This is a genomic window from Bacteroides sp. AF39-16AC (assembly GCF_003602735.1).
Classification (GTDB): domain Bacteria; phylum Bacteroidota; class Bacteroidia; order Bacteroidales; family Bacteroidaceae; genus Bacteroides; species Bacteroides uniformis.
Map to the genome: position 1 here is coordinate 15,805 of NZ_QTLN01000008.1, position 23,736 is coordinate 39,540.

Sequence of the window (23,736 nt, forward strand, 5' to 3'; positions counted from 1 at the left end):
GTATGTATAACCTATAAATGCCCAAAGCTATATGCCAAACGACAATACGCAATTCTTCATCAAAGAAAGTGTTTTTGAACAGGCACTTGTTGATTTACTTCCCCACCACGGCTGGGAGAAGGAGGTAATGATGCAACCCGGTGAAGCAGATCTGATACAAAACTGGGCCAACATAATCTTTGATAATAATAGAGACATCAACCGGCTTGGCAATGCTACGCTCACCACAAGTGAGATGCAACAAGTCATCGACCAAGTGAATAGATGTGACAGTCCGTATGCCATGAACAGACTTATTAATGGCGGGCAGGTATGTATCAAACGTGATAATCCTGCGGATGTGAATAATTGTGGTAAAGAGGTATATCTCAAAATATTCGATGCTCGTGAAATCAGTGCCGGACAAAGCCGTTATCAGATAGTGCGCCAGCCTCGTTTCAGAGCTTCACACCCTTTAGGTGGAGACCGGCGAGGCGATGTGATGTTATTGATCAATGGTATGCCTGTTATCCACATTGAACTGAAACGTTCAAAAGTGGATGTGAGCCAGGCTACTTTTCAGATCAAACGCTACACCCACGAAGGTGTATTTGGCAGTGGCATTTTTAAGATGGTACAGATATTTGTTGCAATGACTCCTGAAGAGACGCTTTACTTTGCCAATCCCGGACTGGAAGAAAACTTCAAACCTGAATATTATTTTCATTGGGAGGACTTCAACAATGCCATCGTCAGTGATTGGCGAAGAGTTGTATCCGATCTGCTAAGTATTCCTATGGCTCACCAGCTTGTGGGATATTACACCATTGCGGACGATAAAGACAAGACGTTGAAAGTACTTCGCAGTTATCAATATTTTGCAGTCAGCAAGATAAGTGATGTGACCCATAAAACCAATTGGGACACGCACCAACATCGTGGAGGCTTCATCTGGCATACAACAGGGTCTGGTAAAACCATGACCAGCTTTAAATCGGCGCAACTGATAGCTAACTCAGGCGATGCGGACAAAGTGGTATTCCTTATGGATCGTATTGAACTGAGCATACAGTCACTTGATGAATATCGTGGCTTTGCCGGAGAATCTGATGTAATACAAGACACACAGAATACTGCCATTCTGGTCAGCAAACTGCAAAGTACTGATAAGGATGACCGCTTGATTGTGACCTCTATCCAAAAGATGTCGAATGTCAACAGCGAACACGGCATTTCACAGGCCGAAATAGACAGCATCGGACGTAAACGATTGGTATTTATCATTGACGAATGTCATAGAAGCGTATTTGGCGATATGCTTATCGACATTAAGAATACATTTCCTCGCGCGTTACTCTTTGGCTTCACCGGTACGCCGGTGTTTGAAGAAAATGCCCACAACGAAATCATGACTGAAACGCTTTTCGGCGATATGCTTCATAAATACACCATTGCCAATGGTATCCCCGACCATAACGTACTTGGATTTGACCCTTATCGCATAAACACCTACGATGAGAACGAACTACGCGAAAAAGCTGCATTTGCTCAGTTAAGAGTGAAGCGCATTGAAGAGATTGAAGGTGATGAGGAGAAAATGGCAATCTACAATAAATTTGTCAATGAGTTGCAGATGCCCAAAACTTACACTGAAGGCGGTGAGACAAAACATGGTATAGAATATTATCTTCCCAACGATATCTATCAACAGCCCATTCATCACCAAGCCGTAGCGGCCGATATTATAAAAAGTCGTAGTCGGCTAAGCAAGAACGACAAGTTTCATGGAATACTGGCTACACAAAACATACCGGAAGCTATAGCTTACTATAAACTATTCAAAGAGCAATATCCCTCGTTGAATGTGGTAACTGTGTTCGACAATAATATAGACAATTCCAATGAAGGAATCGCCAAGGAAGATGCATTGCTGGAAATACTTAAAGATTATAATGATAAATATCACACCTCTTTTCAGCTTTCTACTTACGCTAAATATAAGAAAGATGTGGCTAAACGATTGGCTCACAAAAAGCCTTACCTTGGCATAGAGCATGACCACAATCAGCAGATAGATTTACTCATTGTGGTTACGCAGATGCTTACCGGCTACGATTCAAAATGGGTGAATACGCTCTATGTGGATAAGCTGATGAAGTATGTGGATATCATCCAAGCTTTCTCGCGCACCAACCGCTTGTTTGGACGTGATAAACCTTTTGGCATTATCCGCTACTACACATTCCCATACACTATGCAGCAGAATATTAACGATGCGCTTGAGGTATATGTGGATCGCCCGCTTGGTGTGTTTGTAGATAAGTTGGAAAGTAATTTGGTTAATATCAATCAACGTTTCCTGCATATACGCGACATATTCCAATCACACCGGATAGCCAACTTTGAGCGGTTGCCCGATACTCGTGAAGACCGCAATATGTTTGCTAAGGACTTCAGTCAGATGACTCATCTACTCGAAGCGGCTAAACTGCAAGGATTCTTATGGGATAAAGTCGAGTATGAATTTCAACATGGTGATACTTATACTCATGTAAGAATGGAGCTTGATGAACAGACCTACTTGATTTTGTTACAACGCTATCGCGAATTGTTTGAAGGTAGAGAAGGTGGCGGTGAAGCCAACGATTTCGACTATCCTATCGATACTTATATCACCGAAACCGGTACGGGCACCATAGATGCAGAATATATCAACTCGAAGTTTGTGAAGTTCATCAAAAACCTTTATACCGCCGGTCCTGGCAGCGAACTTACGAAAGAGGCCTTTAAAGAGCTACATAAAACATTCGCCTCACTTTCGCAGAAAGACCAACGAACGGCAATGGTGATACTGCACGACATTCAATCGGGTGATTTGCATCTTGCCCCAGGCAAAACTATCTATGACTATATCGCAGAATATCAACTCCGTGAGCTACACAAGCAGATAATGATTTTAGTAGAAGCTACAGGTATAAATGCCAGTCAGTTGGAACATATCATGAACAGAGGCATTACGGAACAAAACTTAAATGAGTATAGTCAATTTGATAATCTGAAGTTAACCTTGAATATGGCTAAGACTCGTGAGTTCCTTACCAAAACAGAAGGTTCGGAAGTTCCTGCACGCATGGTCATGCCCAAAATTGATAAGATACTTAGAGAGTTTATCCTTGACGGAAGCTGTAGAGAGCGTATCTTAAAAGCTTATCTGAATGGAGATGAAAATTACTCTACTGATACAATCAATCAGGAATCATTAACGGAACAATCCGTTGAGGTTTTAGAAAATTCACAAGAAACCGAAAGAGAGCAATCTTTCGACATTGATGTCGTAAAAGCAAAAATAAAAGATATATTGACAACGACTTTAAGTGGAGTACTTCCGCAAATGCGTCCCATAGAAGAGGTGTTAAATAGCGTATTCTATGTGATTGGCAAAGAATGCGTCGAATCGCTTGACAATGTAGGGTTGTTCATCAATAGGGCTTTTAATAATCTATATGGAAAGAAAGTAACCATAGTAGATAAGTTTGTGGCATTCAATCTGCTTGTGACCAAATATGAAGCCTACCTTAAAAAACTATATTACTTGATGCATAACAGTGATGTACCTGCACGAAACGAAGGTGAGGATGTGACATGGAAAAATGTAATTTATGCTCATAGATGCCTTTGGAACTTGAAATTTAGTACCGATGCAGCTAAACTGCAATTGTATCAATACCTGATGTTGATTAAGGGCTGGCGTAATGATGAATCGCATATTTCGCCTACTGCTTCTGAACAGAAAGTAGATACTGCAATTAGTATAATCATTTCAATGTATTTCTATGTTACAGGAATCTCTATCACAGATTTGGAAATGGCGGGTCATGATGTAAGTGAAATAATTGCACCTGAATCTATATCTATATCACATCATTGTTGTAGACTTTATTCCGTTACTAACGATGGAAGATATTCCGGTATAGCTGCAGAATCTATTGATGTCAGAGAATTGCCGGAAGAAAAGCGAATTAAAATACTCAAGAAATGCATTGTTAAACTTCTGGGATATGATCCTAAGAAATCGGCCTTCTCCAAGCAACGGCACTGGGAGGCTATTTACCGTATAGCAGCTGATAAAGGATTCATTATTGATGGTGATTATGCTTATTTTAAAAGCATTATTGATGGAATGCAATTGTCAAATATTCCTGTACCTTTTAATACGGACTTATTGGAACGATTAAATCAAGGTATTTATGCAAAAAATATTAGAGATTGGTCATCTGAAGGTCTTGACGGGAAAAAACTTCAGGAGTACAAAGACATTAAAAACTGTGCCGATGCGTTCAACAGAGTGGTAGACGAAACTACTCAGCAAAAAGAGAATCTTTAAAAAGACAATGGTAGTGGTTGAAGAATACGATAAAGATTTGAAATATTCATTGTCTGCATTGATTATACAATTATGAATGGTAATATCTTTGTTGTAGAGACTGTCTTGAATGCCACCGTTCACTATCAGTATTTTACGTCCTCTGCCTGTAGAGATTACCACAAAAAGATTGTTTATTTCGCTTTATTGCCTTTTCTTCCTTGTAGAGATGCCGCTTTTGTAATGCCTTGTTTTTAAGTGGTTTATGTAAATAGGTTGTAGATGCCATTTTCTTGTTTTCCCTTGTTTCTCGCCTTAACTTTGCAACATCGAATTTGAGAAAAGCGGATGCTGAATCGTTGAGGCCTCACGACGAAAACCTCCGCTTCTTGGGTGAGACAAGAGAAATCATATATACATTATTAATCATTTAAAAACATTATTATGGCATTTTACAAGAAATTTCAATCAAAACTGAATGATTTGTGGTATCCGAAAGCAATTACTACCGGTGTTCCTATCACTACGGACAAGGTAGCAGACAAACTGTCCGTCCTCTCTACCGTAACCCGCGGTGACACGTATGCCGTGCTGAAAAACTTGGGAGGCGTGATGGCTGACTATATGGCTATGGGACGTACAGTGAAGTTGGAAGGGGTCGGAACATTCTACTATACCGCTGCTACGAACAAGAAAGGGGTTACTACGCCTGATGAGGTAAATTCCGCACAGATTAATGGCATACGGGTACGTTTTATTCCCGAAGTGAAACGTAGCAGCAGCAAGCAGATTACTACCCGTTCGATGGTGGATGTGGATGTCGATTGGACGGATGTAGAGAAACTTGCCAATGGCACTACTACCGGCGGCAATCCCGGCGGTGAGGACACAAACAATCCCGGCGGCAACGACGGCGACCAGGGCGAGAACCCGTTGGGCTGATTCTCCTTCCTTGAAAATAATTGATGACTGACACCGTTTTATGCTAAAAGTTTCCCGTACCGCCTCATTGGTTGTGCGGGAAGCTTTACTTTTTAGCATCTTTTATCATTCTTCTCTGCCTTTCTTTAATGGATTATCGCTAATTTCGAGCGATTTTTCGTAAATTCGGCTGAATAACTAATAATTTATAATATGGAAAACTTGAATACAGCACTTCTGCTGATGGTGGTAGGTATGGCAACAGTCTTCGCTATCCTGCTGATTGTTATTAACTTAGGAAAAGCTCTTATTGCATTGGTGAATAAATATGCGCCCGAAGAGGTGACACCGGCTAAAGCTGCGGCAAATGGTCCCGCACCTGTCCCCGGTAATATTCTGGCAGCTATCAGTGCAGCCGTAACAGTAGTGACACAAGGTAAGGGTAAAGTTGCTAAGGTAGAAAAAATCTGAAATAATAATCTTATATAAAAACACACCGAATAATTTAGTATGAAAAAAGAAATTAAATTCAGCTTGGTATTCAGGGACATGTGGCAGAGTGCCGGAAAATATGTACCCCGTGTTGACCAGCTGGTGAAAGTAGCTCCCGCCATCATCGAGATGGGTTGTTTTGCGCGCGTGGAAACCAATGGCGGAGGTTTTGAACAAGTAAATCTGCTGTTTGGGGAGAATCCGAATAAAGCCGTGCGTGAGTGGACGAAGCCGTTCCATGAAGCCGGTATCCAGACTCACATGTTGGACCGTGCCTTGAATGGTCTCCGCATGAGTCCTGTGCCTGCCGATGTGCGTAAGTTGTTCTATAAGGTAAAGAAAGCGCAGGGTACGGATATCACGCGTACCTTCTGCGGTCTGAACGATACCCGCAATATCATCCCTTCTATTGGCTATGCACACGATGCCGGAATGATTTCCCAATGCTCGCTCTGCATCACCCATTCACCCATCCATACCGTAGAATACTACACGGAGATGGCACTGAAGCTTATCAAGGCAGGTGCCGACGAAATCTGCATCAAGGATATGGCAGGTATCGGACGTCCGGTTTCTTTGGGCAAGATTGTGGCCAATATCAAGGCGGCGCATCCCGATATTCCTATCCAGTATCATAGTCATGCGGGTCCCGGTTTCAATATGGCAAGTATTCTTGAAGTGTGCGAAGCGGGTTGCGACTATATCGACGTAGGCATGGAGCCGCTTTCCTGGGGTACGGGACATGCCGACTTGCTCAGTGTGCAGGCCATGCTGAAGGATGCAGGCTTCCAGGTGCCCGAAGTCAATATGGAGGCATATATGAAGGTACGCGCACTCATCCAGGAGTTTATGGACGACTTCCTTGGCTTGTACATCAGCCCGCGCAACCGCCTGATGAACTCCCTGCTGATTGGTCCCGGACTGCCGGGTGGCATGATGGGCAGTCTGATGGCAGACTTGGAATCCAATCTGGAGTCCATCAACAAATACAAGGCAAAACGCAACCTGCCCTTCATGAAGCAGGATGAACTGCTCATCAAGTTGTTCAACGAAGTGGCATATGTTTGGCCGCGCGTGGGTTATCCCCCGTTGGTGACTCCGTTCAGCCAGTACGTCAAGAACCTTTCCATGATGAACGTCATTGCTATGGAGAAAGGCAAGGAACGCTGGGGTATGATTGCCGATGACATTTGGGATATGCTGTTGGGCAAGGCAGGTAAGCTGCCGGGTCAGCTGGCTCCCGAAATCATAGAGAAGGCCGAACGCGAAGGACGCAAGTTCTTCACCGGCAATCCGCAGGACAACTATCCCGATGCTCTGGACAAGTACCGCAAGCTGATGAAGGAGAACAAGTGGGAACTGGGCGAGGACGACGAAGAGCTCTTCGAATACGCCATGCACCCGGCTCAATACGAGGCTTACAAGAGTGGCAAGGCCAAGCAGGACTTCCTGGAGGATGTGGAGAAACGCCGTGCCGAACGTGACAAGTCTCCGCTGGACGATGCCAAACCCAAGACGCTCACTGTGCAGGTGGACGGTCAGGCTTACCGCGTGACGGTGGCATACGGTGACATCGACCTGCCCGCTTCGGCCACCGAAAAGGTGACAGCTCCCCCCGTAGGCGAAGGTCAGGACGTTCCGGCTCCGCTCGAAGGCAAGTTCTTCTTGACAAAGAATGCGCAGGAAACCCCGTTGAAAGTGGGTGACAAGGTGAAGAGTGGCGACCTCCTCTGCTATATCGAAGCTATGAAGACATACAATGCCATCCGCGCAGACTTTGATGGAACGGTTGTTGCCATCTGTGTCAATCCGGGTGACTCTGTTTCTGAAGATGATGTATTAATGAAGATAGGATAATGGAAGATATATTTGCAAAACTCTATGATATGACGGCCTTCAGCAACATCATTGCTGATCCGTCGTTCCTCGTGATGTATGCCATCGCTTTCATCCTGCTTTATTTAGGTATCAAGAAACACTATGAACCATTGTTGTTGGTACCCATCGCTTTCGGTGTGCTCATTGCCAACTTTCCCGGCGGCGAGATGGGGGTGATTCAGGCAGATGAAAACGGAATGGTCATGGTAGGCGGGGTGATGAAGAATATTTGGGAGATGCCGTTGCACGAGATTGCGCACGACCTCGGACTGATGAACTTCATTTATTATATGCTGATTAAGACCGGCTTTCTGCCGCCTGTTATCTTTATGGGTGTGGGTGCGCTGACAGACTTCGGTCCGATGCTCCGTAACTTGCGTCTCTCCATATTCGGTGCGGCTGCGCAGTTAGGTATTTTCACCGTACTGCTTTGTGCTGTGATGATAGGGTTCACTCCGCAGGAAGCAGGTGCGTTGGGCATTATCGGTGGTGCCGATGGTCCTACGGCTATCTTTACTACCATCAAGCTGGCTCCCCATCTGTTGGGACCGATTGCCATTGCTGCTTATTCTTATATGGCGCTGGTACCGGTCATCATTCCGATGGTGGTGAAGCTGTTCTGTACCAAGAAGGAATTGATGATTAACATGAAGGAGCAGGAGAAGCTGTATCCTTCGAAAACCGAGATTAAGAATCTGCGTGTATTGAAGATTATCTTCCCGATTGCAGTGACTACGATTGTTGCTTTATTTGTGCCCACAGCAGTACCTTTGATTGGTATGTTGATGTTCGGTAACTTGATTAAGGAAATCGGTTCGGATACAAGCCGCTTGTTTGATGCTGCTGCTAATAGTATCATGAATGCAGCTACCATCTTCTTAGGATTGAGCGTTGGCGCCACGATGACCAGTGAGGCATTCCTGAATTGGACGACTATCGGTATTGTGATTGGTGGTTTCCTGGCATTTGCATTGTCCATTACGGGAGGTATTTTCTTTGTGAAGCTGTTCAACCTATTCAGCAAGAAGAAGATCAATCCGCTGATTGGTGCTACCGGCCTGAGTGCCGTACCCATGGCAAGCCGTGTCTGCAATGAAATAGCAACGAAGTATGACCCGAAAAACCATGTGCTGAATTACTGTATGTCCAGTAATATCTCCGGTGTAATCGGTTCGGCTGTTGCGGCGGGTGTGCTGATTTCATTCCTGGGATAAACGGTCAGTAAGAAAAATATAAAGAAACTCCGGTATGGCTTTGTAAAGCTATGCCGGAGTTTTTTTGTATGTTTTTCTTTGAGGGGCATTTCATTCACTAACCACCTTCCAATATTCAGCCATCGCCATCTTCTCCGCCAGATACGCATCAATCAGGTTGGTGTGTGCCTGCGTCCACGAGAGTTGTGCGGACAACACATCTGCCATGCTGGCTTTTCCTTCATTATAAGAGAAGGTGACAAGGCCCAGATTCTCTTCGGCGAGTGTTATATTCTCCCGGGCCGTCTTGACTTGCTGTTCAGTTTCCGTCAGTTTTGTGGTGGCTGCGGAGAGCTCTTCCAGAATATTGTCCGTTACATAGCTTTGTTGCAGCTTCTGTATGCCGATATAGGCTTTCTGTTGGCGGTTTGTCTTGAAGCGGGCTCCCCAACGGAAGATGGGGATGCTGACGTTGACCCCTGCGACGGGAGTATGAGGTACATCCTGCCCCATATAGGCGATTCCCGTATCCCAACCGGTGGCGAGGAACATGCTGACTTGTGGGTTGTAGCGGCTGAGGGCAGCATGCCGTTGCGCTTCACTGCGGGCGATGTTCACGGAGGTACTGGCATATTCTGCCCGGCGGGGCAGCACATCATCCAGGCCCAAAGGGATGATGGGAGCAGTCGGTATATCTATTTCGGCTATGCTGTCTATGGGAGCGTCCGGTTCCGAGCCCATAAGGATATTCAGTTTTTGCAGGGCAAGGGTATGGTTTTGGCGTGCCTTGATGTACTGCAATTCGGCTTCCTTACGTCGGGTGGAAATCATCAGCAAGTCTGTGCGGCTGATGGCACCGTCATCAAAGCGGTCTTGGATGATGTCGTACTGCTGTTGTACAATATCCTGAAAGGTAGCCGCGGCTTTCAGACCGGCACGGGCGGCAGAGGCATTCCAATAGACGGCGTCACTTTGATAGTGTATCTGGTCGAGGGTCAGCTCTGTGGTAAGTTGGTCCAGTGCCTCTTCGGCTTGCGCCACTTTCTTTTGGGCTATTAGGGAACCTCCGGTATAAAGCGGCTGCGTCAAGGTGGCAAGTGCCTGATAGGTATAAGGGTGGTAGTCTCCTTTCGGACTGTTCCATTGGTCCAGATGATTGAGATTGGCGGTACCCTCGGCGGTGATGTCAATCTGGGGCAGGAAACCGGTGGAGGCAATCTTGCGTGCCTCGGTACTGGCGAATGTTTTCAGATGCTGTTGTTTCAGAATCTGGCTGTATGCTTCTACCTTGTCGCGGTATTCTTCGCGGCTCAGATATGCTTGTTGTGCCCCGGCATTCAGTCCTGAGCACAGTAATGATAGAATAAGTATATTTGTTTTCATCATTCAATTGGTAAACTGTAAATTGTTGAATGTTCTCTCACTTGATTTTATGAATGGCGCAATAAGCCACCGGCAGCACGAATAGTGTCAATGCCGAGGCTACCAGCAAACCACCCATGATGGTTGCCGCCATGCCGCCGAACATGGCGTCGAACAATAACGGCAACATTCCCAGGATAGTGGTACCCGATGCCATGGCCACCGGGACAATACGGGTGGTCGTTGCACTGATAACGGCTTCACGCGGTGCTTTTCCGGCAGCGGTTTCCGTATCAATCTGGTCCACCAGCACGATGGCATTCTTGATATTCATTCCAATCAGCCCCAGCAAGCCGAGGATGGAGAAGAAGTCGAATGATTTCCCCAATACCACCAGTCCCAGTACAATACCTATAAAGATAAGCGGCAGCATCAGCAGGATAACAATCGGCTTCCGGTAGCTGCGGAACAGAAACAGCAAGGTGACGAACATAAGGAAGAATGTCAGCGGCAGGTTAGCTGCCAGTGCGGCATTGCTTTCTGCCTGGCTTTCCTGCTCTCCGAAGTATTTCATGGTGTAACCTTCGGGCACATCAATCTCTTCTTGCACTTGCTTCCATATACGGTTGAAGGCGGCAATGGCATTCACACCGCGGCGTGGGTCGGCCTGCGCCATCATCACCATCTGCCGGTTGTAGTCTTTCACATTGGAGAACTTGTACTGGAAGTCGAACCGGCTGACGACTTGTTCCAGAGTGGTTGTTTCGCGTGCAGTGCCGAATACGGGGAGTGTACGCAAGTCGTTGATGCGGAAAGAGTCGATAGTTTTATCCTTCAACAGAACGGGAAGTACCTGGTCTCCTTCCCTGTATTCCCCAAGTGTCATGCCGTTCGTACCGATCTGGATACTCTGTGCCATGCTTTGACGGGAGATACCCAACGGTTGTGCACGCTCCTGACTGTAAACGGGATGCCATACCGGTATCTTATTGCCCCAGGAGTTGCGCACGTTGATAAGTTCGCCGTCACGGTGCATGATGTCCAGAGCCTTGTTGGTCAACATGACCAGCGTATCCGTGTTATTGCCGATGAACCCGATTTCAATGGCGGCATCTACAGCAGGAGAGAGTTTGAACAACATGGTACGGGTGATGGCATTGGGATAGTTGGCCTTCATGTAGGCATCAAGGTTCTCTTCCTGCTTCTTGGTATATTTGCTGTCCGTTACTTCCACCAGGATATTGGCGAAGTTAGGTTTGGGACCGACGGAAGTGGAGGCCAGATAGTAACGCAACGGTGTGCTGCCGAATGTGACGGATACCCGTTTCACTTCCGGCTGCTGCATCAGATGCGCTTCCACCTTTTTCATTTCGGTTTCTACTTCGCGGATGCTGTACCCGTCCGGATAGAATACATCTGCCCGAAAGTAGGGCTTGTCCAGAGAAGGGAAGAAGTTCTGGGGCATCAGCCCCATGACGATGAGGGAGAGGATGAACAGTGCTGTAATGCTTCCAAGGGTCAACGCCTTCTTGCGTATCAGTGTGCTGAGGATGGAGGCGAATTTATGGTAGAAAGGCTTGTCGTATGGGTCCTTGCTACCATCTTTAGCCTTTGCTTTCAGTATGAAGTTGCCGAATGTAGTGGTTTGTGTCAACGCCAGCACCCAACTTAATCCCAGGGAAATGGCCAACACTACGAATAGCGGTTTCACGATTTCGGCTACGGAAGAGGGAGCCAGATACAGTGGCAGAAACGAACAGATGGCAATGAACGTTGCTCCCAGCAATCCCCATTGGGGACCGGTGGCACCGTCTATCAGCGCTTTTCGGCGGTCGATGCCGCGGGCAATGGCAATTTGGGCATTATCTGTCACCACGATGGCATTGTCCACCAGCATTCCCATGGCTATGATGAATCCGGCGAGGGAGGTCCGGTTCAGACCTACGCCAAGAAACGACATAATGAGCAGTGTGCCTCCGATAGAGAATATAAGGGAAGAGCCAATCAGTACTCCTGCACGCATGCCCATCACCAGCATGATGATTACAATCACAATCAGGATGGATTCTATCAGATTGATGATGAACCCGTTGTTGGCTTCTTTGGCAATCACGTTTTCGGGATACAGACTTTCCAGTTCCAGCCCCACGGGGATGAGGGGCATGAGTTCGGCAAGCCTCCGGTCTACCAGTTCACCGGTTTTTACCACATCCTTTGTCGGGTCGGTGGAGATGCCGATACCGATGGCGCGCTTTCCGTTGACGTGCATGATATTGCCGGGAGGTTCCATGTATCCCTTTTCAATGATGGCGATGTCACCCAGCTTGACTTGTCCGCCGGAGGTAGTGATAACCTGGTTGCGGATATCATCGACAGTCGTGTAGGTACCGTTGGCCACAATGCGTAACTGTTGTTCTCCGGCGCTGATTTCACCCGTATTGATAATCTGGTTCTGCGATTGTAGCAGGCTGGCCAGCTGCTTGGGGTCGATACCCATTCCTGCCAGCTTGTTTACGGAGATGAATATATGGATGACCTCTGTCTGTGTACCGAAAAGGGCTACCTTCATCACACCGTCTGCCGTGATGACTTGTGTCTTGATTCGTTCCGCCCAGTTTCTCATTTCTTCATAAGAGAAACCGTCGTCACCCACCAGGCCGTAATAGATGCCGAAAACGTCTCCAAAATCATCCGAGACGGTCGGTACAGAAGAGCCTGCGGGCAGTTGGGGCTGTATATTGAGCACTTTACGCCGCAGTTCGTCCCACTTCTGCGGAATGGATGCGGCAGAGAGTGACGGTTGCAGTTCGAAGGTTATCTTGGAGAGTCCGTACATAGACTCTGACTTTATCTTGTAGACGCCGCTCATCGACTGTATTTCTCGGGAGATGGGTTCGGTGACGAGCCGTTCCACTTCTGCCGGCTCCGCTCCCGGGTAGCGTGTCATGATGACTGCCGACTTGATGACGAAAGGTGCGTCTTCCTTCTTTCCCAACCTGCCGAATGACAGTATACCGCCGATAAGCAGCACAGCCAGAAAGAAGTAGACTATCTTCGTGTTGTCTAATGAATATTGGGCTAGATTCATAATGAATATTTTTTAGATAAATGGGGAATGTAATGTGCCAATGTGATTAATCACATTAGTACCTTTATTGCTTCTCCTTCTGTCAGCTGGTATACTCCGGCCGTCACAACGGTTTCTCCCGGTTCCAACCCTTTAGAAATAAGCAGGTTTGCCTCTCCCGTTGGAGAATAAACGGTCACTTCGCGGCGACTGACTTTATTACCTTCCACCACCCATACATACGTTTTCCGGTTTTCACTGTCGCCAAATACGGCGCTTAACGGTACATTCATCAGCTTTTCTTCCAGAAAGGGAGCGACATCCGATGCCAGCTTTATTTTGCATGTGAATCCCGGTTTTACGTCATAACGTGTACGGTCAAAGTGCGGGTCGTCAATTGTTATTGTCACCGGAATACCCGTCCCTGCTGTGGAGATGTCAAGATACTCTTCCAGTCTGGCATCGAAAGCCTCTGTGGGGTAGCTGTCGAACACCACCTTGAACTTTACGTCCTTGGCACGGAGCAGATAGAGATAATCATCCGGTACGGTGAACTTGATTCGTAGCTTCTGTGTATTTACCAGCTGTACAACCCCTTCTCCTGCATTGACACGCTGATAGTTCTCTACCAGCCGTTTTTCGATGGAACCCTCGAAAGGGGCTGTCAGCCGCGTATCCCGCATATTGTTGCCGGACAACTCGTAAGTGGATTTTGCTTTCTGATAGTTGGCTACGCTGATTTCGTATTCCTGCACGGAGATAGCCTGGCGGCCAAGCAGCCGTTTGTTACGTTCCACTTGTGCGGCAGCTGTTTCGTAGGCAGCCTTGTCGGCTGCATATTGCAGGGAGATGTCGCGTGGGTCGATGGCGGCAATCAGTTGCCCCTTTTTTACCCGCTGTCCCTCTACAACCGGGAGGCTGATGATTTGTCCGCTGACGCGGAAGGCAAGTCTCACATATTCCACGGCTTCCACTATTCCGGAGAAGTCTTTGCGGATAACCGACTGTGAACTGACTTGCGCAGTCTTCACCGGTCGGATAAGGGTATTGCTACCCTTTTGTTTTTGCCCGCACGACGTGATGAGCAACGCCATGACCAGGGCGAAAAGAAACATTTTTTTCATTGGTAAACAAGTATATAGTTATTCGTTCAGGTATATATAAAAACATAAAACCGGGAAAACAACCAAATGTTCTCCCGGTTATAGGATAAATGATGATTTAATGTGCCAATGTGCTAATTGGCTGCGCAATGTTTATGCTGCGCTATCACGCCGCAGGTCATTGGCACATTGGCATATTAATTTTCAATTCCGTCCCCCGTTCCAGCGTATATGGGTGTCCGTAGACTTGTATGTCCACTTTGCTGCCTGCTGTAAGCGAGATTTCGATTTCTTTTCCTACCCGTATGTGAAGTGTGTTTTTCAGATAATTCACCTTGAATGAATAGCTGTCCCATTTTTGCGGTATGACAGGGGAGAAACACAACGTCTCCTTCAGCACCTGCATACCTGCAAATCCGCGTACAATGGCCAGCCAGCTGCCGGGCATACTGGTTATGTGCAGACCTTGGTCTGCTTCGTTGTTGTAGTCGTCCAGGTCAAGCCGTGTGGCATGCAGGAAAAGCTGGTAAGCTTTTTCCACTTTGCCGATGCGTGCAGCCAGGATGGAATGGATGTGGGGAGAAAGGGAGGATTCGTGTACGGTCATCGGCTCATAGAACTCGAAATTGCGGCGGACGGTTTCCGTGTCAAAATAGAAATAATAGAGGTAAAGTCCGAGCAACACGTCACTCTGCTTGATGTAGCAAGAGCGCAGAATGCGGTCCCATGACCAATGTTGGTTGATGGGGCGTTCTTCGGCAGGAATGTTATCTGTACTTTCCAGTACTTTATCCATATAGCCGTCATTTTGGATAAAAATACCCCGTTCCTTGTCTTCCGGCAGATACATGTGTTCGATGATGTCTCTCCACCGGGCACTTTCCTTCACTTGGTCGAGATTGGTGATGCGGCGTATGTGGGCATATTCATCTGGATATTGCTGTGCCACCATTTCCAGAAAACGGAGGGTCATCTTGAGGCACTGTATACAGGAATAGTTAGTGTACCAGTTGTTGTCCACATTGTTTTCGTATTCATCCGGGCCGGTAACCCCCAGTATGACATATTTCTGTTTGGGTTGGGAGAAGGATACCCGTTGTCTCCAGAAACGGCTGACGGCAATCATTACTTCCAGGCCATATTTAGCGATATAGTCCATATTGCCCGTCAGCGCTGCATGCTGAACGATGGCATAGACAATGATATTGTTACGGTGGATTTCCTCGAAGGTTATTTCCCATTCACTGTGGCATTCCTCTCCATTGTTGGTTACCTGCGGAAACAACGCTGCACCGTCCTTGAAACCCAGTTTACGGGCGTTTTCGATGGCTTTGGGAAGCTGGTTGTACCGATATGCCAGCAAGTTCTTTGCAATCTCTTTGGGAGTGGAGAGCAGAAAAAACGGTACACAACACAGTTCCGTGTTCCAATAAGTATTTCCGCCATATTTTTCTCCGGTGAATCCTTTGGGGCCGATGTTTAGGCGCGGATCATCTCCCCGGTAAGTCTGATACAGTTGGAATATGTTGTACCGGATACCTTGTTGCGCTTCCGGGTCCCCTTCGATGACGACATCCGTTTCGTCCCAGATTTCCTGCCAGGCCCTTCGATGCTCTTCTACCAGCGTATTCCAGCCTATGCTCTTGGCTTCGCGTGCCTCGGCCACGGAGTGTTCCACCAATTCACTCCGTTCGTGGTAGAGAGAAGAAGCGATGGCGGTGTATTTGATGAGTGTCACGTTGTCTCCGGGTTTCACGTCGGCACCTACGCTGAAACCGGTCTGCTTTTCCTTTTCTATCCGTATGGGGTTGGCAGTGGTTTCCTTGTTGTTTTTGAAGAATTGGTAAGTCATGGCGTAGCACACTTGTGCATCTTCCCGGCGGGTCTGTGTCCAGAGATAGGCACAGCTGCTGGTAGAACCGGAACGCAGTATGTTCCATATTTTCAGGTTTGGCAGATCGGCATCGTCTACTATATTCCCGTCAAGGATGGGCACGAGTGAGATTCTGCCGGTATAGTTGATGGAAGACACGCTGTACTTGATGAGACAGAGGTTGGGTCTTGCCATATTTGTGATATGCTCTACATGGATGCGGAGCTGGTTTCCACGAGGAGACGTCACCTCCATGTCCCGGTAGGAGATACCTTCCTTCATATCCAGGCGGCGGTTGAAGCTGTCGACATCCCAGCCTGCCAAATCGAGTTCCTCATCGATGAGGCGCAGGTTGATGCGGCTCCAGTCGGCAGCCTTGGGTATACGGGTGTAATATGGTGGAAATCCGTTCTTCCACCATCCTACGCGGGTTTTGTCCAGGAAAGTGATGCCGGCCACAAATGAACCACGGTAACTGTCACTGCTGTAAGGCTCCTCAAAATACCCTCGTTGCCCGAAACGTCCGTTTCCGAGGCTGAATATACTTTCCGACATCCGTTGACGGTCGGGGTGGAATTGGTCTTCGATGATGTTCCATTCATCGGTCTTGAGGTATTTTTTCATGGCGACGTGTTTTCTGTAGTTATCGCCGTAAAGATACGCAATATGCGGAAATAAAAGAGAAAAGTGAGGACAAAAATAGTGAAAGGGGAAGGGAGGGGATTAAAAAAGATAATATAGCACACAGATGACACAGATAAGGCAGATGAACACGGATTATTAGACAAACTTATCCGTGTTCATCTGCCTTATCTGTGTCATCTGTGTGCAGAAGTAGGAGCTTGGTTCTATTTCTCTCCCTTAGTCTCTTTAATTAAATATACACAGAAAGCACCTATTATCAGCATCACTCCTGCCAATACAAGCATATTGATTTCGGGGGGCAGTACTCCTTTGGGAGTAAACAAGGACAGAATACTGCCGCCCAAAGCTGCCGCAATAATCTGTGGAATACAGATGGTACCATTGAAAAGACCTAAGTAGGTACCCATATGTCCTCCGCTCAGTGCATTGGTCAAGATGGTGAACGGCAGTGCCAGCATGGCAGCCCATGCACAACCTATCAGCAGGAAGGAAATGAACAACATATACGGATTGTGCATAAAATAGGTGGAAATGAAACCTATACCTCCCAGAACAAGGCTGAGTGAGTAGACGCGGCGGCGGTCCTTGAACATCGGTATGCAGATGGCCCAAAGCACAGAGCCGATGGCTTGCACGGCAAACAGTACGCCTACCCAGTCGGCGGCATTCTGATATTGCAGGCTCTTGGTGTCGAGTACTACTTTGGTCACACCATCTACCAGGTGCTCTACTGTAGGAGCGTCAAAAGCATTGGCAGCGATGCTGCCGTTGGTATAGGTCCACATGAACATAAAGGCAAACCAGCAGAAGAATTGTACCAGTCCGATAGTCCAGAATGCTTTCGGAGCCTTGATGAGCAGCTTCAGCATGTTGGTCTTTTCATGTTCCTCTTCTTCGGTGATGCCGTGATACTCTGCATATTCGGCAGGCGGCATCTCTTTTACTTTGACCGAAGTGTAGATAACGCAGAAGATAAGGATGGCTGCTCCGATGTAGAATGAGTAAATCACCGAGTCGGGGATTACTCCTTGGGGAGCTGTATTGCTGATGCCAATCCATGCAAAGATGAACGGGAAGAGATAGCCTACCAGGCTGCCTGCATTGCAGAGAAAACTCTGGATGGAGTAGGCGAGCCCTTTTTGTTTCTCATTCACCATGTCACCCACCATCATTTTGAAGGGTTGCATGGCCATATTGATGGAGGTGTCGAGGAACATCAGCGATACCAGTCCGAAAATCATGGCTGTACTTACTGCCATGCCGAAGCTTCCGGCATTGGGTAGCAGGCACATGACGAGTACGGCCACCAACGAACCTATAAACAGATAAGGGATGCGCCGTCCGAAGCGTGTCCAGGTCTTGTCACTGGCGGCTCCCACAATGGGTTGTACAATGATACCTGCCAACGGCGGTAATATCCAGAAATAACTCAAATTATGCGGGTCTGCACCCAAAGTGGAAAAGATACGGCTGATGTTTGCACTCTGCAAAGCATATGCAATCTGTACGCCGAAAAAACCAAAGCTGATGTTCCACAGCTTCCAGAAACTTAAATCGGGTTTTACTTTCATGATGGTTTAATATGTTTTATTATTTCGTAGTTCCTCTTATCACCAGATTGGTACGTACTATCTTGTTGTTGCTTTTCTCTTCTCCCTCCAGCTTTCCGGTCAGAATGCTGAAAGCGCTTTTACCTACTTCCTCGCCATGCTGCTCCACGGTAGTCAGCTTCGGGTCGGTGCTTTGCGCAATGGCTCCGTCGGTGAATCCGCAGATGGATACTTCATCGGGAACTTTTACGCCGACCAGTTTGCAGGCATACAGTATGCCCGAAGCTGTCTCGTCGTTGATGGCAAAGAAACCGTCAGGGCGGTCTTCGCTTTCCAGCAGGTCGGGAGTGATGGAGATGGCACGTTCACGGGTGTCGCACAACAGAATCATGCTGTCGTCCACCGGAATTTTATACTTCTTCATGGCATCCAGGTAGCCGTTCCGGCGATTTTTGGTAATCTCCAGGTGGGGAGCCGCACCATAGAAAAGGATACGCTTGCATCCGGTCTGTATCATGTATTCCACGGCGGCAAAGGAGCCGGCATAATCGTCCACCACCACTCGCTCGGTTTTCAGCCCCGTGCAGATACGATCGTAAAAGACGATGGGAATATCGTTGTTCAGTAGCTCCTGGTAATGGTCGTATTGGGAAGTGTCCTTGGCAAGTGAAGCGATGACTCCGCAGACACGGGCGGCAAGGAAAGAATGCACAATCTTCACTTCCTGCTCGTACGATTCGCTGCTCTGCGCCACTATGATATTATATCCGGCATTTGCCGCCGCTTTCTCAATTCCGCTCAATACGCAGGAAAAGAAGTGGTGTACCAGTTGGGGGACAATGACGCCGATGGTATTGCTGCGGCTTGCGCGGAGATTTACGGCCAGTACATTGGGCTTGTAGTTATGTTCGCGCGCATAGGCATGGACAAGGTCACGAGTTTCCTTGCTGATGTCCGGATTGTCTTTCAGCGCTCTTGACACGGTGGAAGGGGAGACATTCAGCGCCCGGGCAATATCCTTGATGGTAATCTGCGGTTTATTCATGGTATAGTTTTGAGGACAAAGATAAGGTAAACTTCCCTAATCCGATTGCAAAAATAACGTAATATGGTAAATTGTGCTTATTCGTTGAGGTTTATCGGGTTGTAAGTTTGTGCAAACGATTGCGGTTTCTTATCTTTGTCCGGACCTTTAATGAATATAACCTTGAGTATGTACAAATATATTCTTTTTGTTTTTATACTTTTACAGACTGTCCTTCCTTGCCATATGTGGGCACAGAAGCCCGATTACCGGTTGTTTCAGAATATCAGTTTAGGGACAGAGGCATCTGTCATCAGCTGTTTTCTGCAAGATACACAAGGACTGATATGGATAGGTTCGGATAAAGGTCTGTTCAGCTATGACGGCTATTCCACCCAACCGCATTTCATTTTTGGCGAACGTAGCAATACGCGTATTTATTGCGGAGAAGTAGTAGACAGTACCTATCTTTATCTGGGAGCAGACAACGGGTTATTGATATACAATTACCGGACAGATACTTATGAGGAACCGGGAATTGATTTTCCGACGGACATCCGTACACTGGTGATGTACGATGGGTTGCTGTGGTTGGGCACACTGAACGGGCTGTATACGTATCATCCACAGACCCGTGAGATTTCTTCCGTAAAAGAAGGTATCCCTCATCAGACAATTTACTCTCTTATCCATTCTTCAGACCATCAGCTTTACATTGGTACCTATAATGGCTGTTGCCGCTATACATCCGTTACCGGACGTTTTGAAATGATAGAACTACCTGCTAGCAGGAATAAAAGTAATCTGTTTGTAAACTCTTTGTTGGAAGATGCGGTGAGGAAATGTATTTGGATAGGTACGGAAGGATGTCTTTTCAAATATACTCCTGCCGACGGGCAAATACAGAGAATTGATGCTTTTCATGACAATTCTGTCAAATCAATGGCTTTGGATGGATATGGGCAATTGTTGGTGGGGACAGACAATGGACTGTACATATACGGAGAAGATTCACCTTTACAGCATATCGTGCATGATTCGCGGAACCTCCAGTCACTGTCCAACAACATTGTATGGACTGTTTATGCGGATTGTGAACGGAATATCTGGCTGGGGACGGACTATGGCATATCCATGGCACGTTGTAAAGAGACATTACGCTATGTTCCCATATCGCGGATTACCGGGACGGGGGAAGGAAACCAGTTTTATTCCATGTTGCGTGATGTGCATGGTAATTTTTGGTTTGGGGGAACAAATGGACTTATCCGTTTCACGTTTTCTGAGGAGGAAAGGCCGGAAGGCCGGGTGCCGGGAAAGGGCAGGGATGTTACCTGGTACAAGATGGGAGATAAGAATTTTCCTTTGACCCATAACCGGGTACGACAGTTGTATGAAGACCGGGACGGATACCTTTGGGTGGCAACAGACGGGAGCATCAGCCGCTATGATGAGGAAAGCCGCCAGTTTATACCTTATAGTATAGTAGACAGTACCCGCCGCTACAATACTAACTGGGCATATGGCCTTTTCGAAGACAAGAATGGAAAGTTATGGGTAGCTACTTGTTTGGGCGGTATTTTTGTCGTGGACAAACATAAACTGCTGCATGCCTCTACACACCCATATGTAGCCGAAGGAACCTATTCCATACACAATGGTTTGTCGGGTATGTTCATCAACCAGATGGTTCCCGACAGTGAAGGAAATGCACTGGCCCTGCTCAGTAGTGCCAACAGTGTTGAGAAAATAAATTCTTCTACCAATAATATTACCCATATTGCTTCAGGAGAGTTCAAGGAGGGGCAAAGGCCCAATTTTGTCTTGTGTGCCGAGGATGGTTGTATTTGGATTGGCTTTCCCGGTGGAGTAATGCGTGTGGAGCCTTCGGATAATAGGGTAAAGGTTTTGCCGTTCGATGCTTTCAATCATTATGAAGTGCTTTCCATGATAGAGGCTGAAGGAAAGATATGGATATCCACTACTGACGGATTTTGGGTGGCAGACCAGCGGACATTGGAAGTGCGACGCCTGAGTATTGCCGACAAACGTTTTACCAGCTTGTTCTTTGATAGGAAAGAGGGTGAACTATACTTGGGCACAGCGGATGGCTTTGCCATTTCCTCCCCGGATGCATTGCTGGCGGAACATCCGGAACGCCCGTTATTGCTGACAGCCCTTTATGTGAATAACCGGCTTTATTTGCCCGGTTCGGAGAAAAACTGCCGGAGCATCCGTCTTATGGAACAGATAAACTTGGAGTACAACCAGAATAATCTTGCTTTTGAACTGTCGGATTTGCCTTACTCGCTGGAGGAGAAAAGCAGGATTGTATATCGTCTGGAAGGGGTAGAGCGTGAGTGGACTCTTCTGGCTCCCAATACCAACCGCATCATTTATAATAATCTGGATTATGGAAACTATCGGTTAATGGCAAGTAAGCTGGATTCCTATGGCAAACCCTTTGAACAAATATATAGTCTGGATGTCCATATCCTTCCACCATGGTACTATACTTCGTGGGCGAAGGCATTTTATATGCTGTTATGCTGCGCTTTGATTGTTTGGACCATTCACTTTTTCCGTGTGAAAAACCGCTTGAAGCTGGAACATTTGGAAAAGGAGAAGATTTTGGAACAGTCGCGTGCCAAACTGGAATTCTTTACCAATCTTTCCCATGACCTCAAGACACCTTTAAGTATGATTATTGCCCCTATCAGCAGGATGTTGCCGGAAATTAGGAATCAGCAGGAGAAGAAGCAGCTCGAATTGGTTCAGCGCAATGCCATGAAACTGAATTCATTGATTCATCAAGGGCTGGACTTGAACCGGGTGGATAGCGGCAATAGGACTTTATTGATTTTATCACAGATAGAACTGGTCTCTTTTGCACGTGATTTGCTTGCACTCTATACAGAAGGAAAAATGAAGGAAAAACAGCTCGCTTGTGAATTTCGGACGAATCGGGAACAACTATACATTCAGATGGATGCCATCAAGTTGGAGTCTGTTTTGGATAATCTGCTTTCCAATGCTGTAAAATATACGCCGGAAGGCGGAACCGTTACTCTTTCTTTGGATGCTCCCGAAGGTGGGAGGGAGGTGTATATTTCTGTGGCAGATACCGGTACCGGAATACCAGTTCAGGACCAACCGTATATTTTCCAGCGTTTCTTCCAATCATCCAAGACTGCGGGAAAAAATGAGGGAACTGGAATCGGACTTTATTTGGTGAAAACCTATACGGAATTGCATGGTGGCAATGTTCGGCTGATGTCAGAGGAGAATGTTGGTACTACGGTAACCTTGACTTTGCCGGTTGTGAATCAAGAGCAGACAGCTCCGGTAGGGGTACCTGATTCATCACCGGATATTCTTTCACCGGATGCTCCTCTTGTATTGATTGTAGATGATAATGCGGAAGTGGCGGAATTCATTTACCAGATTCTGCATGCCAAATATCGCTGTCGTGTGGCAGAAAATGGCAAATCCGGATTGGAGCTTGCCATGGAATTGCTGCCCGATTTGATTGTTTCGGATGTAATGATGCCTGTAATGGATGGGTTAGAGATGGTACGGCGTTTGAAAAAACATATCCCTACATCCACCATCCCGATCATTCTGCTGACGGCTAAGAGTGATAAGGAGACAGAACTTGAGAGTATACAGTTACACGTTGATACCTTCATAGCCAAACCTTTCGAGCCGGATATCCTGCTCTTGCGGGTAGAGCAGTTACTCTCCAGCAAGCAGACTCATGAGGCCAAGGCGCGTATGGAGGTACTTGCTACTCCGAAAGCGATAGAGGCCGTTTCGTATGACGAGAAATTTCTGGCAAATGTCACCCGCTTGATAGAAGAGCATATTTCGGATTCCGAGTTGAATGTGAATACTCTTTGTGACTGGGCGGCGACCAACAACAAGCAGATGTACCGCAAACTGAAACAGCTGACGGGAATGACCCCTGTGGAATATATCAAGTCCATCCGCATGAAAAAAGCAGCCATGTTGTTGCAGCAGAAAAAGTTTACAGTGGCAGAGGTAATGTATATGGTAGGCTTTTCCAATCACTCTTATTTTTCTAAATGTTTTTAGGCAGAGTTCGGACTTCCCCCTAAACAATACGCGGCGGAATAATGCCGCTTTTACAAGGACAAACCCTCATCAGAATATATCTGGTGAGGGTTTGTCCTTTTTTTATCCTCTTATGTCCGATATCTGCTTTCGGGGAAAATGATGTTGCTCTAAATTTGCCGGTGAAAGGCAAGACTTGAATTTGATAGCGG

12 protein-coding genes are annotated in these 23,736 nt (G+C 46.9%); 6 read left to right on the plus strand and 6 right to left on the minus strand.

The annotated features are described in order from the left end of the window. Positions 1-31: 31 nt before the first annotated feature. The 5 genes from DW039_RS08745 to DW039_RS08770 all read left to right on the plus strand — a co-directional run bounded on the left by DW039_RS08745 (position 32) and on the right by DW039_RS08770 (position 8,847). On the plus strand, positions 32-4,363 hold the full coding sequence (locus DW039_RS08745) for an HsdR family type I site-specific deoxyribonuclease (RefSeq protein ID WP_117866973.1): 4,332 nt from the start codon (positions 32-34) through the stop codon (positions 4,361-4,363). Positions 4,364-4,786: 423 nt separating this feature from the next. After that, entirely contained in the window at positions 4,787-5,284 is a 498-nt protein-coding gene (locus DW039_RS08755) for an HU family DNA-binding protein (RefSeq protein WP_117866972.1), read from the plus strand. A gap of 192 nt (positions 5,285-5,476) precedes the next feature. Then, positions 5,477-5,734, plus strand: a complete 258-nt coding sequence (locus DW039_RS08760) for an OadG family protein (RefSeq protein WP_005826326.1) — start codon at positions 5,477-5,479, stop codon at positions 5,732-5,734. 39 nt (positions 5,735-5,773) lie between these two features. Then, positions 5,774-7,612: a biotin/lipoyl-containing protein gene (locus DW039_RS08765; protein WP_005826327.1), complete on the plus strand. Its 1,839-nt coding sequence runs from the start codon at positions 5,774-5,776 to the stop codon at positions 7,610-7,612. Beyond that, on the plus strand, positions 7,612-8,847 hold the full coding sequence (locus tag DW039_RS08770; RefSeq protein ID WP_005826328.1) for a sodium ion-translocating decarboxylase subunit beta: 1,236 nt from the start codon (positions 7,612-7,614) through the stop codon (positions 8,845-8,847). Before DW039_RS08765 ends, DW039_RS08770 begins: the two co-directional genes overlap by 1 nt. 90 nt (positions 8,848-8,937) lie before the next feature. On the opposite strand, the gene DW039_RS08775 is transcribed toward DW039_RS08770, so the two are convergent. The 6 genes from DW039_RS08775 to DW039_RS08800 form a co-directional block, all read right to left on the minus strand. Continuing rightward, positions 8,938-10,212: a TolC family protein gene (locus tag DW039_RS08775; protein ID WP_117703692.1), complete on the minus strand. Its 1,275-nt coding sequence runs from the start codon at positions 10,210-10,212 to the stop codon at positions 8,938-8,940. A gap of 34 nt (positions 10,213-10,246) precedes the next feature. Next, on the minus strand, positions 10,247-13,276 hold the full coding sequence (locus DW039_RS08780) for an efflux RND transporter permease subunit (protein ID WP_009036568.1): 3,030 nt from the start codon (positions 13,274-13,276) through the stop codon (positions 10,247-10,249). A 50-nt stretch (positions 13,277-13,326) separates the two neighbouring features. Then, positions 13,327-14,379 carry an efflux RND transporter periplasmic adaptor subunit gene (locus DW039_RS08785; protein WP_009036569.1) on the minus strand — a complete coding sequence of 351 codons (1,053 nt, stop codon included), beginning with the start codon at positions 14,377-14,379 and terminating at the stop codon, positions 13,327-13,329. A gap of 157 nt (positions 14,380-14,536) precedes the next feature. Next, on the minus strand, positions 14,537-16,855 hold the full coding sequence (locus DW039_RS08790; RefSeq protein WP_005826334.1) for a family 65 glycosyl hydrolase domain-containing protein: 2,319 nt from the start codon (positions 16,853-16,855) through the stop codon (positions 14,537-14,539). A gap of 224 nt (positions 16,856-17,079) precedes the next feature. Beyond that, positions 17,080-18,447 carry an MFS transporter gene (locus DW039_RS08795; RefSeq protein WP_005826335.1) on the minus strand — a complete coding sequence of 456 codons (1,368 nt, stop codon included), beginning with the start codon at positions 18,445-18,447 and terminating at the stop codon, positions 17,080-17,082. Positions 18,448-18,466: 19 nt separating this feature from the next. Beyond that, on the minus strand, positions 18,467-19,471 hold the full coding sequence (locus tag DW039_RS08800) for a LacI family DNA-binding transcriptional regulator (protein ID WP_005826336.1): 1,005 nt from the start codon (positions 19,469-19,471) through the stop codon (positions 18,467-18,469). A gap of 225 nt (positions 19,472-19,696) precedes the next feature. Here DW039_RS08800 and DW039_RS08805 point away from each other — a divergent pair, with 225 nt between their 5' ends. Next, positions 19,697-23,545, plus strand: a complete 3,849-nt coding sequence (locus DW039_RS08805; protein WP_243635020.1) for a two-component regulator propeller domain-containing protein — start codon at positions 19,697-19,699, stop codon at positions 23,543-23,545. The last annotated feature ends 191 nt before the right edge of the window (positions 23,546-23,736 follow it).

Coding starts and splice junctions, on each gene's coding strand:
- DW039_RS08745 (WP_117866973.1), top strand. CDS start 32: ATGCCAAACGACAATACGCAATTCTTCATCAAAGAAAGTGTTTTTGAA.
- DW039_RS08755 (WP_117866972.1), top strand. CDS start 4,787: ATGGCATTTTACAAGAAATTTCAATCAAAACTGAATGATTTGTGGTAT.
- DW039_RS08760 (WP_005826326.1), top strand. CDS start 5,477: ATGGAAAACTTGAATACAGCACTTCTGCTGATGGTGGTAGGTATGGCA.
- DW039_RS08765 (WP_005826327.1), top strand. CDS start 5,774: ATGAAAAAAGAAATTAAATTCAGCTTGGTATTCAGGGACATGTGGCAG.
- DW039_RS08770 (WP_005826328.1), top strand. CDS start 7,612: ATGGAAGATATATTTGCAAAACTCTATGATATGACGGCCTTCAGCAAC.
- DW039_RS08775 (WP_117703692.1), bottom strand. CDS start 10,212: ATGATGAAAACAAATATACTTATTCTATCATTACTGTGCTCAGGACTG.
- DW039_RS08780 (WP_009036568.1), bottom strand. CDS start 13,276: ATGAATCTAGCCCAATATTCATTAGACAACACGAAGATAGTCTACTTC.
- DW039_RS08785 (WP_009036569.1), bottom strand. CDS start 14,379: ATGAAAAAAATGTTTCTTTTCGCCCTGGTCATGGCGTTGCTCATCACG.
- DW039_RS08790 (WP_005826334.1), bottom strand. CDS start 16,855: ATGAAAAAATACCTCAAGACCGATGAATGGAACATCATCGAAGACCAA.
- DW039_RS08795 (WP_005826335.1), bottom strand. CDS start 18,447: ATGAAAGTAAAACCCGATTTAAGTTTCTGGAAGCTGTGGAACATCAGC.
- DW039_RS08800 (WP_005826336.1), bottom strand. CDS start 19,471: ATGAATAAACCGCAGATTACCATCAAGGATATTGCCCGGGCGCTGAAT.
- DW039_RS08805 (WP_243635020.1), top strand. CDS start 19,697: ATGTGGGCACAGAAGCCCGATTACCGGTTGTTTCAGAATATCAGTTTA.